Source organism: Iodobacter ciconiae (assembly GCF_003952345.1).
Lineage (GTDB): Bacteria > Pseudomonadota > Gammaproteobacteria > Burkholderiales > Chitinibacteraceae > Iodobacter > Iodobacter ciconiae.
In genome coordinates, this window is record NZ_CP034433.1 from 1,876,505 (window position 1) to 1,890,860 (window position 14,356).

The following is a 14,356-nucleotide window of genomic DNA, read 5'->3' on the forward strand; positions in this document are numbered from 1 at the left end:
GCGCCATGTCAGAACCCAAATACCGCCTCGTCACCCGCAGCGATTTCGATGGTTTAGTCTGCGCGGTGCTATTAACTGAACTGAATATGATTAACGATATTTTATTTGTACATCCTAAAGATATGCAGGATGGCAAAATCACGATAACGGCTAATGACATCACAACTAATTTGCCTTATGTGCCGGGTGCATATCTTTCATTCGATCATCATTTTTCCGAAACTATTCGCACGGTCGGTGAAAAAAACAATCACATTATTGATCCTAAAGCGCCTTCGGCCGCCCGGGTCGTATATGACTATTACGGTGGCAAAAAAGTCTTTCCCACCATTAGCGACGATATGATGATTGCGGTTGATAAAGCAGATTCTGCCGAATTCACCCGTGAAGAAATTCTGACGCCCAAAGACTGGGTGCTGCTCAATTACCTGATGGACGCGCGTACAGGGCTGGGCCGCTTTAAGAATTTCAGAATATCCAATTATCAGTTAATGATGGATTTGATTAAATACTGCGGCAGCCACGGCATTGAGGACATTCTGGCTTTGCCCGATGTACAAGAGCGTATCGAAGTCTATTTCGAGCATGCCCCGCAAGCTAAAGAGCAGCTCATTAATTGCAGCCGTATTTATGATAATTTAGTGGTTCTGGATTTACGCAATGAAGAAACAATTTATGCGACCAATCGCTTTATGATTTATGCGCTTTATCCCCAATGCAATATTTCAATTCATATGCTTTGGGGGCTGCACCAGCAAAACACGGTATATGCCACCGGAAAATCTATTATTAACCGCAGCTCGCAAACCAATATTGGCGAGCTGATGCTGGAATACGGTGGTGGCGGGCACGAAAATGCAGGCACCTGCCAGGTAGCCAATGAAGACGCTAATAAAGTATTACGTGAATTAGTACTTAAAATTACAGCGGATGGTTGATTTTCGGTAAAATCCGCGCCGGCCCCAACACCGGCGCTGAAATTGAAGTTGACAGATCATTCACGGCCAAGCACCACGGCCCTGCCGAAGGAGATACGCAATTGCCTGTCTGATTTGTCTTACAGGCCTTATGATTGCTGACCAAGCGACGACGGTTTTCCGCCACAAATAAAATAAACGCTTCCAGCCAGACCTTCGGAGTAAGTGTGGATATCCCCGGCTACAGTCTGAAAAACACACTGTATCAAGACATAACAGGAAGCATGCTGCGTGCCGTACGTGCTGATGGTACCGCCTGCATTTTGCGTATTGCATCGCTCCCCAGAGCCAGCATTACCTTAAATAGTGAACGTGATTTACTTGATCAGCTCCAGACCCGGCATACGCCGCAGGTTCTTGATTTGTTCAAACATGGTGCATCAATGGTACTGGTTCTGAGCGATTGCCCGGGCCGTACCCTGGAAGACTTAATCAGTGAATCCGGACACAGCACCAGCACCACTCTTCAACTTGCCATTACCCTTGCCAGAAAACTTCAGCGGATGACGGCCATTGCACAAGCGCTGGCTGTTTTACATGCCAGCGGCAAGCCTCACGGCAGGCTATGGCCCGATCACATCATCATCGCTCCCGATCACAGCGTCCGCTTTGTAGGTATGGCAGATGGCGGCGAAACAGACCCGCAAAAACACCGTGCCGCTTATTTTTCTCCCGAACAGACCGGCCGCCTGCGCTCGGATGTTAACCCGCGCAGCGACCTCTATACGCTAGGGGTTATCTGCTATCGCATGTTTACAGGGCAGCTTCCTTTTAACAGCAACGACACGCTGTCTTTAATTCACGCCCACCTAGCCAAAATACCTACCTCGCCCACCGAGATTTCCGATACACCACAGGCGCTCTCCGCCATCATCATGAAGCTGCTGGAAAAAGTCCCGGAGAAACGCTATCACACAGCGGCGGGGCTGGCCCATGACTTGCAACGATGTACGGATCGCCTGTCAAACGGGCTCACTGCACCTTTCCCGCTGGGAGAAGATGATGAACCCGGTGTACTTCACCCGACCAATACGCTGTATGGCCGTGATTATCAAAGGCTGGGGCTGCTTGATGCCTTTGCCCGCAGCCAGTCTCAAGGAGCCGAAGTAGTCCTTATTTCCGGCTATTCAGGCATTGGCAAAAGCTCACTCGTGCAATCGCTCAGGCCCGACATCATGATGGCGGGCGGATTTTTTATTGAAGGAAAGTTCGATCAGTACCAGCGCAGCATTCCCTACGCCGCACTATCGAGCGCTTTTGACAAACTCATCCGGCAGTGGCTGGCCGAACCCAATACAGATCACTGGAAAAAACGTGTGCTTGCGGCAGTGGGTAGCAATGCACAAATTTTGATTGACGCCATTCCGGCACTGCAATGGCTGATCGGCCCACAGCCCCCTGTTACCGAGCTGGGCCCGGCCGAGCTGCGCCATCGCTACAATAAAACGCTGATCGATTTTATTCAGGGCATATGCCACCGCCAGTCACCGCTGGTTTTATTTTTGGACGACTTACAATGGGCAGATACTGCCAGCCTGGATTTAATGGGCCAGCTGCTTACGAGTATCCACAATAAACACCTGCTACTGATTGGTGCTTATCGCAACACCGATGTGAGTACCGGCCACCCCCTGCTTCTGGCCCAGGCAGAGTGGCAAACCCAGAATGTGCGCAGCACCCTGCTTGAGCTGGCCCCGCTCACCCCAGCCCAGGTAAACGAATTTTTAATTGATATCCTGCACACCGCCGAGCCCACTTTTTCACTGGCCAACCTCATCCATAAAAAAACGGGAGGCAACCCTTTTTTTATCGGTAAGCTGCTTCGCACACTGGTTGATGAAGAATTTATCTACTGGGACCGAGACTCACGCATGTGGATCTGGGATATCGGCCGCCTCGCCACACATAATGTAGCTGAGAACGTAGTTGATCTTGTTATCGAACAATTACACAGGCTGCCTGCCCATGTACAGGCGCTCGCCAGTGCCGCCGCCTGCTTTGGTAAATTATGTAATCTGAGTGATCTGGCCGCAATCACAGGACTCACTCAGGCAAAAGCCAATGAAAGCCTGCATGTTTTACGCCAGGCCGAGCTGATGACCGAAATACCCTGTGATGCGGGCAAACCCAGACAAATCCGCTTTATGCACGACAGGGTGCAACAAGCCGCTTACTCATTACTGAATGACACCGAACAACAGGAAACTCATTTACGTATTGCCCGCCACCTGGCCAGCAACCGGGTTGGCACACAATTTCAGGAACAGCTTTTCATTATTGCCCAGCAGTTTAGCGCAGGATTAAACGTTTTCTTACAAGCAGCAGATCCCGAGCAAAACCATTATTTAGCCGATTTATTCTTACAGACTGCCACCAAGGCCATTACCTCCGCGGCCTATACCAGCGCCAAGCAATTTGCAAATAATGCCCAGCGGCTTCTGAATGAAGACGAGCAGACCGACAACGACTATCCGCTACGCTTACGGCTACACTACACGCAGGCACAAGCGACCTTTCTTTCGGGAGATCTGGCCGGATCAGAAGAAATCATTCTTGCCACAATGCCGCAATTGCACACTGCAAGAGAAAAAGCAGAATTTCAAAATCTGCTCATTATTGGCAAAACCCTCAGTGCAGACTATCAAGGCGCAATTGAAGCGGGCAGAGAAGCACTCGAGCTTCTTGGCCTGGCCTGGCCCAATGACCCGGAAGCTGCATTTCGGGAAATACTGGCCAAAATTGAAGCGCTGATGAAAGAGCGCAGCCCGGCTGATCTGCTGCAATTGCCCGTACTAAGTGACCCTATCCAGCAGCTGATCCAAAAAACCCTCCTGAATCTGGATACCTCGACCTCTTTTGGGCACCCACGCTACTACCCTTTTATTATTTCACGCATGGTGCTGACTGCACTGGAACACGGCAACTCAATAGAAATCTGCAAGGGCTACGGCACGTTTGGTGTGTTATTAGGCAGCTTATTTGGCCAGTACCAGCGAGGCTTCGAGTTTGCCAGCCTGGGCTATCAGCTGATTAACCCGCTGGATGCACAAGCACTTAAATGCAAAACCGGCTGGCCCTATGCTGTTGGCTGTCTGCCCTGGGTCAGGCCACTGCATGACTCACTCCCGCTGATTCAGGACAGTATCAATGCCGGACTGATGACAGGAGATCAACAGTTCACCGGCTATTTATACTGCGCAGATGTGCTGCATCGCTACATCAGCGGCTTACCCCTGTCCAAACTGGATGAGCGGATCGAGCAAACATTGCAATCTTCGATTGCCAGCAAAAACCAATGGGCTATTGACACACTGAATGCCCTGCACTTCTCCGTACTGGCCTTTACCGCCGATGCATGGGATGGCAACACACCGAATGAAGCTATTTTTGTCCAGGAATGCGAGCAAAGAGACAGCCGCTCTTCCCTGTGTTTTTATCATATCTACCGCGCCCAGCGCATGCTCTTTGCCGGGCGCTACGAAGAAGTCATTTTACACGCCCGCCAAGGCGTCATGCTCAGCCGCTACATCATGGGCTTTATCGCCAACTTTGATGCACTGTGGTATTTGGCCATGGGGCTTGCCAATCGCACGCCCGGCAACAAAGAGCGCGAAGAAATCAAGACACACCGCGAGCAGCTGGCCGCATGGAGTCATCATTGCCCGGCCAATTTCTCGCATAAATTACAGCTGCTTGACGCGCAGATTGCCCAGCTAAACGGGCAACATGAAGTCGCACTTGCCTACTGCCACCAATCCGTCGCTGCAGCGCGCAACCAGGGTTTTACCCAGGATATTGCCCTGGCTGAAATCCACGCCTGCAAATTATGGGTTGAACATGGCTACCCTCTTTATGCCACTCACCATCTTAAAAACGCCATTTCCAGCCTTCAGCACTGGGGCGCTACAGGTTTGGCTAAATCACTAAGTCACGAGTACAGCTCGGTCTGGCAGTTTATTCCGCCAGAAGAAGATATCTTCCATGGCCGCCCTCTCTCCTCTGCCGGCGTATTAAAAGCATCACAAGCTATCGCAAGCGAGCTGGCACTGGACCCGCTGCTGGTTCGTTTAACCGAGCTGATGATCGAGAGCGCGGGGGCCACAATGGGCGCTCTGATTCTGGCTGAAGACGGGCAGCCACGGCTTAAAACAGTCGGAATCATCGAAAACAACACCATTACCGTACGCCCCAGAAACAGCCTGAGCCTGCCGGTGGCCGCCTCTATTTTGCAATACGTATGGCGCACATTAGAAACGGTCGCTCTGGATGATGCAGGCCTGGACGAGCGTTTTCAACGCGATTCTTATGTGCATAACACCCGGGTGAAATCAGTATTATGCGGCCCGATTATCAAGCAAGGCGTACTTCTTGGCGTTTACTATCTGGAAAACCCGCTGGCAGCAGGCACCTTCACCTCCGCCAGGCAGGAAGTGATCCATGCCTTGTCAGCGCAAGCTGCAATTTCCATGGAAAACGCCCGGCTTTATGATGAACTGGAAAGCCGGGTAGAAATCCGTACCCAGGAACTCAGCGCAGTAAACCAGCATCTGGAAAATGAACTGGCAGAAAGAAACCGCATCGAAAAAGCCCTGAGAGAAAGCGAATCCCGTTTTCGTGCCATTGTTGAAAGCATGCTGACGGGGTATATGAAAACGGAGCTTGGCAGTGGCAAAATCCTCGCTATTAACTCGGCGATGCTCGATATCCTTGGTGTAAGCAGTGCCGAAGCCCTGCTTGGCCAGAGCGCGCTGTGTTTTTTTGAAAATGTGCAGGAACAAAAACAACTGCAAGAAATGATACTCAAGCATGAAAGGGTCAGCCGCTACGCCATTAAGATTCGCAACAGCAATGGCAAGATACTGGATGTGCTCACCACCAGCCGCCTGCTTTACAACACCGAAGGCGAGCCGCGTCATATCGAAGCCACCATGATGGATATCACCGAGCTCAATCAGGCAAAAGAAGAAGCAGAGGCCGCGACCAAAGCCAAAAGTGCATTTCTAGCCAATATGAGCCATGAAATTCGCACACCACTCAATGCCATTCACGGTATTGCCCATTTAATGAAACACACGAATTTAGATGAAAGGCAAAACGACTATCTCTCCAAACTGACTCAGTCTACCAACACCTTAATTGCGCTGATTGATGACATTCTTGATTTTTCAAAAATAGAGGCCGAACGCCTCAATCTGGAAAACGAAACCTTCTCATGCCGCAACATTATGACTCAGGTTGTCTCGCTGCTTCGCTTCAGAGCAGAAGAAAAAGGGCTGACTCTCTCTCTGATTCTGCCCGATCAGTTCGCAGAATGGCGCAAAGGGGACGCTTTACGTTTAACACAGATTCTGATTAATTTACTGGGAAATGCTATTAAATTTACCCAGCAAGGCAGCGTACAACTGGAGCTTCGCTGCCTGAATGAAACGCAGCTGCTTTTTACGATTACCGATCAGGGAATCGGCATGAATGCCGAGCAGATCAGCCGGCTTTTTCAGCCCTTTATTCAAGCGGACAACTCGACAACAAGACAATTTGGCGGCACAGGACTGGGTTTATCCATCAGTAAAAAACTGGCCAATCTGATGGGAGGAGATATCACCGTCAGCAGTCAGCCCGGTATGGGCAGCCAGTTTAGCTTTAGTCTGGATTTAGCCATTGCAACAGAAAACGCCGAAGTGCAGTTTGCTGATAGTGCCGAGCAAACCATGAGCTTTGAAGGTAAACATATTCTGGTTGTTGACGATGTGGCTATTAACCGTCTGGTGGCACGTGAGCTGTTATCGCTGCTGAAAATCAGCTGCGATGAAGCAAATAACGGCGAAGAAGCACTCAATAAACTAAAAGGCCATCACTACGATCTGGTCTTTATGGATTTACAAATGCCCATCATGGATGGCCTTGAAGCCACCCGGAAAATGCGGGCCAGAGGCGATACCACCCCAGTCATTGCCCTGACCGCAGATGCGCTGGAATCTCACAAAAAAACCTGTGCCGAAGTCGGCATGGATGACCACCTGGCCAAACCTATCATTCCTTTACAGCTCAATACCCTGTTAAAAAAATGGCTGCAGCATTAAAAACCACCCGGGGGAGCGAAATTAATGGGCGCAGCGCTCCGGCAAGCTACGGATTGCATCTGCATTTGAAGGTGAAAACACCATTTCGGCAGCCTGCAACCAGCTGACCCATTTAAAACGGCGATGCTCTCCTTTGGCCAGTGTCACAGCCATCGGGCTGGGCACTTCCAGGCTAAAGACATGCTCGGTGTTATGCGTCGTGCCAGGAGCATAGCGATGACGCCAGATTTCAAAAATCTCGAAATCATGGCTTTGCTGCCAATTGCGTAATGCATACAGGGCGGTATCAATACCGGTCTCTTCAAAGACCTCACGGCGGGCCGTTTGCTCCAGTGATTCATCACCCTCCCGGCTGCCCGTTACCGATTGCCAGGCCTCGTTAAAATCAACCCGCTCCATCAAAAGCACCTGCAGATCAGGCGTATGAATCACAATCAGAGCAGACACCGCTTGCTTGTAAGGCGTTACTGAAGTTGGAGTAGTCATAGGAAGTACGCAGGCTGTTGAAGGGCAAAGCTTAAACCATGCAGGCGCCCGCTCACAACTACAGAAGAGATGTCAGTTTGAAATAAAGAACCCAAAATATTGCCTTATTACGCTTTACTTCGAACACACCCCAAGCTCAGAATCATTTCCATGAAAAACCGCCTGCCGCGCTACAATCGCGGCCTGAATAGATTGTTGAGCCCCTATGTTTGATGCCCACGCCCTGCGCGCCCAGTTTCCGCTCCTGCAGCTCGCACCCGAGCTGATTTACCTTGATAACGCCGCCACCACGCAAAAACCTTTGGTGGTACTGGATGCCGAGCGCCATTTCTATGAAACAGCCAATGCCAATGTGCACCGTGGTTCATACCGCCTTGCCGTGGCGGCCACCGATGCTTTTGAAGGGGCCAGAGCCAGCGTGGCACGCTTTATCAACGCAGCTTCCAGCAATGAAGTTGTTTTCACCCGTGGCACAACCGAAGCGATCAATTTAGTGGCACAAAGCTGGGGAGCGACTTACCTGCAAGCCGGTGACGAAATTTTACTCAGCACACTGGAGCACCACGCCAATATCGTGCCCTGGCAGATGCTGGCCGCGCGTTGCGGCGCAATCATCAAACCGGTGCGTTTACTTGATGATGGCAGCCTGGATATCGGGCATTTTCATGCTCTGCTCTCGGATAAAACCAGGCTGGTCGGCCTGGCTCATATTTCCAATGCCATTGGCAGCGAGCTGCCTGTCGCGGATTTAATCACGGCAGCGCATCATGTGGGCGCTAAAGTATTGATTGATGGTGCACAGGCTGCGGCACACAAAATAATCGATGTACAGGCACTGAATGCCGATTTTTACGTGTTCTCCAGCCACAAAGCATACGGCCCGACCGGTGTTGGCGCGCTCTGGGCCAGAGCCGAAATTCTGTCCAGCATGCCGCCATGGCAAGGTGGCGGCGAAATGATAGAGCACGTTTCTTTTGAAAACACCCGCTACGCCCCGGCTCCGGCCCGCTTTGAAGCCGGCACGCCTGCCATTGCCCAGGCCATTGGCTTTGCGGCTGCTTTGGACTGGTTATCCGCCCAGGACCGCCCTGCCATTGCTCTGCATGAGAAAGCATTGCGCCTGCAACTGGAGCAGGGTCTTAGCCAGATTGATGGCCTGCGCGTTATCGGTAGTGCCGCACAGAAAGGCCCTATCGTTTCAATCGCTTTTAGCGATGCCCACCCTTACGATGTGGCCCAGTTTCTGGACGCCAGAAATATCGCCGTGCGCGTAGGCAACCACTGTGCCCAGCCACTACTGAGCAGCCTAGGGCTCAAAGGCACCTTAAGGGCGTCCTTTGCCTCCTACAATACCAGCGCTGATGTAGAAGCACTCCTGGCGGCCCTAAGCGAAACATTAGAGCTGCTGGCTTAAAACCCTCACCACAGAATCAGGCTGTACGGACAGATTCCATGAATAAAGATGAAATAGAAACCAGGCTAGCCAGCGCTCATGGCTGGGAAGGTAAAAATCGCTTGCTTGTGCAGCTTGCGCGCGAGCTACCCCCCTTGCCTGCCGAAGAATTAAACGAAGAAAATCGTATTGTTGGCTGTGAAAGCACAGCCTGGTTAAAAGTCAGCTGGCAAGGTGAATATATCCAATTGGCAGCTGACAGCGAATCGCGCATTGTGAAAGGCTTACTTGTTTTGCTGATGGCGGCTTACCAGGGAAAAACACGCCAGGAAATCAGTCATTTTGACTGTGAAGCCTGGCTGATTGCTCTGGGATTAACCCGTTTTCTGTCTGCATCCCGTGGTAATGGAGTAAAGGCCATAATCGGTAAAATTCACAAGGCAATTATTACTACCCCGCATTGACGCCATTTATTAGCAAAGTATTCTGTCATCCCTCGTACACAAGGAAGATTTAATGAAAAAGTTACGCCAGTTAGTTGCAGCTTTAATCACCAGCAGTGTAATGGTTATGCCCGCATTGGCCGCAGAGCGTGTACTGACCGTCGGTACGGATGCCACATTTGCGCCGTTTGAAACCCTGAACAAAAAACAAGAAGTTGTAGGGTTTGACGCAGATCTGATCCAGGCAGTGGCCAGCAAGGCCGGTATGCAGGTCAAACTGATTAATACCCCCTGGGAAGGGTTATTTGCCGGGCTAAATAATGGCGAGCGGGATATCGTCATTGCAGCTGTGACCATCACGCCTGAACGCCAGAAATCGATGGATTTCACAGCACTTTACTTTGAAGCCAAACAATTAATCGTTGTTTCTGCTAAAAGCCCGATTACAAAATTGGCTGATCTGAAAACAAAAAAAATGGCCGTACAAAATGGCACCACCGGCGATATCGTAGCGCAAAAACACTTTGGTAAAGGTAATACCAATATTCGTCGCTATGAATCCATTGTGCTAGCCTTGCAAGAGCTGAAATCCGGCGGCGTAGATGCTGTGATCGGTGACAATAGCGTGGTTAAAAACTATCTGATCAACAATCCGAACTCAGGCTTTAAACTGATTGACGACACCAGCTTTGATAAAGAGTTTTATGGTATTGCCGTCAAAAAGGGCAATACAGCGCTATTAGCTAAGCTCAATAAAGGCCTGGCCGATGTTAAGGCTGATGGCTCTTACCAAAAGATTTACAGCAAATACTTCGGCAAATAATCAGCCTTGCTGCATAAAAAAATCGCCCTGCGGGGCGATTTTTTTATATCGGAAATACCTTAAATATAAAATACAGCGATCATAATAAAAACCACTAAATCTCTTCCTTTCCCGATATCCAGATGGATAACACCAGCCAGATCGTATTCAATACCGCCAGTACAAAACCAATAACCCCCAATAGCGGCAAGCCAAAAATCATAGGGCCAGCCTGCACCGTCATCACAATAGATGAACCAATAATCAACGCGCCCGTCACAATCCCCATCGTCAGGCGATTGGCACTACGGGTAATTTGCTGACCAAAGTGATCCAGCCGTTTTAAATCCAGATCAATGCGTAAATTGCCGCGCCGTGCCTGTTTAATCAATTTGCCAATATCTCTGGGCAAACCGCTCAATAATTGTACAGCTTCAAATACACCTTCTTTACTTCGCTTCATTAATGCACGCGGACTAAAACGCGCCAGAATAACCTCTTTTACAAAGGGCGTTAAATGCGTCACCATCTGAAAATCTGGATCAAGCTGTCTGCCCAATCCTTCAAGCGTAATTAACGCCTTAAATAATAAGGTTAAATCGGAAGGGAGCATAATCTGATGCTCACGCATCATTTGCGCAATATCGTTTAGTAAATGACCAAAGCGAATATCTTTTAAAGCAAGGTTTTCATAATCAAACATGAATCCGGCAATGTCGGCAGTGAATTTTTCTTCATCCACCACCGTGTCCCCCGTCCACTCCAGCAATACATTTAAAATAGCGTACTCATCGCGCTGTGCCAATGCAGCTAATAAATCAACAATTTGATCTCGACGCGGATGGGGTAAACGACCAACCATACCAAAATCCAGAAAGGCAATTTGATTATCCGGCAAATACTTTACATTACCCGGATGCGGGTCCGCATGAAAATAACCATCAATTAACACCATTTTAAGTACGGCATCCGCACCACGCGATGCCAAAATACAGCGATCCAGCCCCGCAGCATCCACCCCGGATAAATCATTACCCGCCATCCCGGCAATATAGCTTTGCACATTCAGGCTTTCGGATGTCCATTCCCAATAGACTTTAGGAATAACAATATCCTGGTGCAATTTAAAATTTTGCGCAAAACGCTCTGAGTTTCTGGCCTCGGTTAAAAAATTTAATTCACGGCGCAAAGATTTAGAAAACTCTTCGGCAATTTTAACCGGCTGATAGCGGCGGGATTCAGTGAATTCAAATTCCATTAGTGAAGCAATATGCCGCAAAATGCGTAAATCGGCTTCAATTTTAGGAATAATACCGGGGCGGCGAATTTTTAATACCACCTCGCTACCATCAAATAATCTAGCCCGATGTACCTGTGCAATAGAGGCCGCGCCTACCGGATTGGGGTCGAGCTCCAGAAAAATACCGGCAGGATCCTGCCCCAGTAAAGCAGTTAATTCAGGCAGAATCAGTGCAAAATCAACCGGCGGCACATTGCTTTGCAGCTTTTCAAATTCGGCAATCCACTCTGGCGGAAACATGTCCACCCTTGTTGCCAGCACTTGTCCCAGCTTCACAAAAGCCGGGCCCAGCTCTTCCAGAGCACGGCGCACCCGCACGGGAGATTCGAGCAGCTCGGTCTCATAATTGCCCGGCAAATGCAGGAAATCGCTGGCCCGCTCTAATCCTTTGGATAAGCCCAGCCTCTGTACTAAATTCCCCAAACCATGCCGCACCAATACAGCGACTATTTCGCGCACACGCGGCAAATCACGCATGACAGTAAATGTTTCCTTCAGCATTGAACAATCCGCAAAGAGATAAGAACGCCAGCTCCTTTTATCATAAATGCGCAAAGCAGTCCGCTAACTCTGCAGCAATCTGCCGGGCAAACCCATAATTACCTCTTTTTTACCACAAAGAATCATCAGCGCTAAGCAAACCTTATATTCATTTGCCCATACCCAATTCGCGCAAGTATTCCATTTTTCCAACTCAGGTGAACATGCTAGTATTAGCGCCTGCTTTTAAAGCCCCTATAAACCAGAGTTGGCCCAGGTCAATCCGATAAAGAGCCCATATTCCGCACATGAAATGGATAAGATTAATCAGCACATTATTTGTGGGTGCCTGTGCGGTTTCGGCTTATGCCGATGAGCTGCCCACAATCGAGGTCGAACCTGCTGTTGAGCAAGCTGCTCCGGCTGCGACCATAACCCCCCGGCCCCGCAAGGCCAAACCCGAAGCAAAACCCGATTATGCCCCCGCCCAGGACGTACTTTTGCAGGCTATGAGCCTGATTGGCGTAAAATATAAATGGGGAGGCGCCACCCCCGAAGCCGGCCTTGATTGCAGTGGTTTTGTCCGCTATGTTTTTCAAAATTCGATGAATATTGCCTTGCCCCATAATGCGCTGAGCATGGCGCAATCGGGTACCAGTATCAGTAAGGATGAGCTTAAACCGGGCGATCTGGTTTTCTTCAACACACTGGGGCGTACTTTTTCCCATGTTGGGATTTATATGGGAGACAACCGCTTTATCCACTCGCCACGCGCCGGTAAAAGCGTTGAAATCACAAACTTTAACCAGAACTACTGGACCTCCCGTTTCAACGGCGCACGCCGCTACGATGGCACAGGCGGTGCCCCTGTCAATATGACAGCACTCTTAGCCAGCGTTCCAAAAAATGCGGCCACCGGTACGCCCAAAAACAGCACGGCCGCCAGCAGCAAGCCTGTATGCAAAACAGTGAAGCGCAAAGGTAAAAAACAAAAAGTTTGTGAAGCACCTAAAGTAGCGCGGGAAAGCACTGGCAGCCGCGCTAAAACAAGTAAGGCCACCAACTCTAAAAAGAGCAGTGAAACAAGCGCTAAGGTAACGAAAACCACGAAAGCCAAAAGTACAAGCAGTAAATCGAGTAAAACTACAACTAAAACAAAGCAAAGCAGCGCCGTAAAGAAAAAACAGAGCACCTCGAAAAAACACTAAGTTGCTCCAGTCACACACCCACACCGCAATAAGCGGTGTGGGTGTGTACGCCCAGAGTCAATTCACAGCCTGCCTGCATGAGCAGTATTTCTCATGCTAATCTGCTATATCACTCCTGCAAAACCTGTCTTTTATTTCTGTTTTAATACCTTGCTACCTAATGCCACCCTGAATAAGCGGGGAAATCACGCTATTTCAAGTAATCAACCCAGGCTATCACTTTGAAAAAGGAAGTACCTTATGCCAGAAGCAGCACGCCGTACTTTTCTACAAAATAGTTTAATTGCAGGCTTTGCCCTGGCCGTCAAACCCGTCGCCGCGTCCACCATCCAGACCGATAGCAGCGGCTTACTGGTGGGGCCGGTAAATATCGGAGAAATGCCCGCATACCGGGCACAGCCAGCACAGGCGGCTCAGGCACTGCCTACGATTATTGTGATTCAGGAAATCTTTGGCGTGCACGAGCATATTCAGGATCTTTGCAGGCGCCTGGCCAGACAGGGTTATCTGGCAATAGCCCCCGAGCTTTATTACCGCCAGGGCGACCCGCGCCAGTTTAGCGACACACAATTACTGATTAAAGAGCTGGTAAGCAAAGTACCCGACGAGCAGGTTTTAGCAGATTTGGACCAAACCGCACAATGGGCTGCCGCACAGGGCGGCGACCCGCAGCGCCTTGCCGTCACAGGCTTTTGCTGGGGAGGCCGCATCACCTGGCTTTATGCTGCACATCAACCCAAAGTGAAAGCCAGCGTTGCCTGGTATGGGCAGCTGACAGGGCAAGCCAGCAGCAGTAACCCGCTGCATCCTGTTGATATTGCACAAAAAATCAAATCCCCGGTGCTGGGGCTATATGCGGGTAAAGATCAGGGTATTTCACTTGAATCTATAGAACAAATGCGCAAAACACTGCGCTTGCAAACCCAGTACATCGTCGTTTACGACGATGCCAGCCATGGTTTTAATGCCGATTACCGACCCAGCTATCACCCCGCTGCTGCGCAAGATGGCTGGAAAATGATGCTTGACTGGTTTAAACGATTTGGCATTTGATATGTCAAACAGCGCCATATAAACAGCATCAAGCCAATCAACTTAGATAAATATTCTGATGCATTTTGTGGGAGCGCTGTATCGCTAACCGCCACTTACAGCGAAAACCGCTTCTGCAGTACCCCCATCCCAAA

At 49.8% G+C, this 14,356-nt stretch carries 9 protein-coding genes; 7 read left to right on the plus strand and 2 right to left on the minus strand.

The features are described 5' to 3' along the window. Positions 1-5 precede the first annotated feature (5 nt). Together EJO50_RS08295 and EJO50_RS08300 are read left to right on the plus strand one after the other, a co-directional pair. On the plus strand, positions 6-938 hold the full coding sequence (locus tag EJO50_RS08295; protein ID WP_125973229.1) for an exopolyphosphatase: 933 nt from the start codon (positions 6-8) through the stop codon (positions 936-938). A 134-nt stretch (positions 939-1,072) separates the two neighbouring features. Beyond that, on the plus strand, positions 1,073-7,057 hold the full coding sequence (locus tag EJO50_RS08300) for an AAA family ATPase (protein ID WP_125973231.1): 5,985 nt from the start codon (positions 1,073-1,075) through the stop codon (positions 7,055-7,057). A gap of 21 nt (positions 7,058-7,078) precedes the next feature. Here EJO50_RS08300 and nudB read toward each other — a convergent pair whose 3' ends face one another. Continuing rightward, the gene (gene nudB / locus EJO50_RS08305) at positions 7,079-7,543 is read right to left on the minus strand and encodes a dihydroneopterin triphosphate diphosphatase (RefSeq protein ID WP_125973233.1); all 465 of its coding nucleotides are present in this window, start codon (positions 7,541-7,543) and stop codon (positions 7,079-7,081) included. Positions 7,544-7,748: 205 nt separating this feature from the next. On the opposite strand from nudB, the gene EJO50_RS08310 reads away from it, so the two are divergent. The 3 genes from EJO50_RS08310 to EJO50_RS08320 are packed head-to-tail and all read left to right on the plus strand — an operon-like array spanning position 7,749 to position 10,202. Continuing rightward, complete coding sequence (locus tag EJO50_RS08310; RefSeq protein WP_125973235.1) at positions 7,749-8,957, plus strand: aminotransferase class V-fold PLP-dependent enzyme; 1,209 nt, start codon at positions 7,749-7,751, stop codon at positions 8,955-8,957. Positions 8,958-8,995: 38 nt separating this feature from the next. After that, on the plus strand, positions 8,996-9,400 hold the full coding sequence (locus tag EJO50_RS08315) for a SufE family protein (RefSeq protein ID WP_125973237.1): 405 nt from the start codon (positions 8,996-8,998) through the stop codon (positions 9,398-9,400). Positions 9,401-9,452: 52 nt separating this feature from the next. Beyond that, positions 9,453-10,202, plus strand: coding sequence for a basic amino acid ABC transporter substrate-binding protein (locus EJO50_RS08320; protein WP_125973239.1), 750 nt, complete (start codon positions 9,453-9,455; stop codon positions 10,200-10,202). 94 nt (positions 10,203-10,296) lie between these two features. On the opposite strand, the gene EJO50_RS08325 is transcribed toward EJO50_RS08320, so the two are convergent. Beyond that, positions 10,297-11,982 (minus strand): ABC1 kinase family protein, encoded by a 1,686-nt coding sequence (locus tag EJO50_RS08325; RefSeq protein WP_125973241.1) that lies wholly within the window; start codon positions 11,980-11,982, stop codon positions 10,297-10,299. A 287-nt stretch (positions 11,983-12,269) separates the two neighbouring features. Between EJO50_RS08325 and EJO50_RS08330 the strand changes: the two genes are divergently transcribed. Together EJO50_RS08330 and EJO50_RS08335 are read left to right on the plus strand one after the other, a co-directional pair. Further along, positions 12,270-13,169 carry a C40 family peptidase gene (locus EJO50_RS08330; protein WP_125973243.1) on the plus strand — a complete coding sequence of 300 codons (900 nt, stop codon included), beginning with the start codon at positions 12,270-12,272 and terminating at the stop codon, positions 13,167-13,169. A 240-nt stretch (positions 13,170-13,409) separates the two neighbouring features. Continuing rightward, a complete protein-coding gene (locus EJO50_RS08335) occupies positions 13,410-14,222 on the plus strand; it encodes a dienelactone hydrolase family protein (RefSeq protein ID WP_125973245.1) in 813 nt (270 codons plus the stop codon). Positions 14,223-14,356: the final 134 nt, after the last annotated feature.

Coding starts and splice junctions, on each gene's coding strand:
- EJO50_RS08295 (WP_125973229.1), top strand. CDS start 6: ATGTCAGAACCCAAATACCGCCTCGTCACCCGCAGCGATTTCGATGGT.
- EJO50_RS08310 (WP_125973235.1), top strand. CDS start 7,749: ATGTTTGATGCCCACGCCCTGCGCGCCCAGTTTCCGCTCCTGCAGCTC.
- EJO50_RS08330 (WP_125973243.1), top strand. CDS start 12,270: ATGAAATGGATAAGATTAATCAGCACATTATTTGTGGGTGCCTGTGCG.
- EJO50_RS08315 (WP_125973237.1), top strand. CDS start 8,996: ATGAATAAAGATGAAATAGAAACCAGGCTAGCCAGCGCTCATGGCTGG.
- EJO50_RS08335 (WP_125973245.1), top strand. CDS start 13,410: ATGCCAGAAGCAGCACGCCGTACTTTTCTACAAAATAGTTTAATTGCA.
- EJO50_RS08325 (WP_125973241.1), bottom strand. CDS start 11,982: ATGCTGAAGGAAACATTTACTGTCATGCGTGATTTGCCGCGTGTGCGC.
- nudB (WP_125973233.1), bottom strand. CDS start 7,543: ATGACTACTCCAACTTCAGTAACGCCTTACAAGCAAGCGGTGTCTGCT.
- EJO50_RS08320 (WP_125973239.1), top strand. CDS start 9,453: ATGAAAAAGTTACGCCAGTTAGTTGCAGCTTTAATCACCAGCAGTGTA.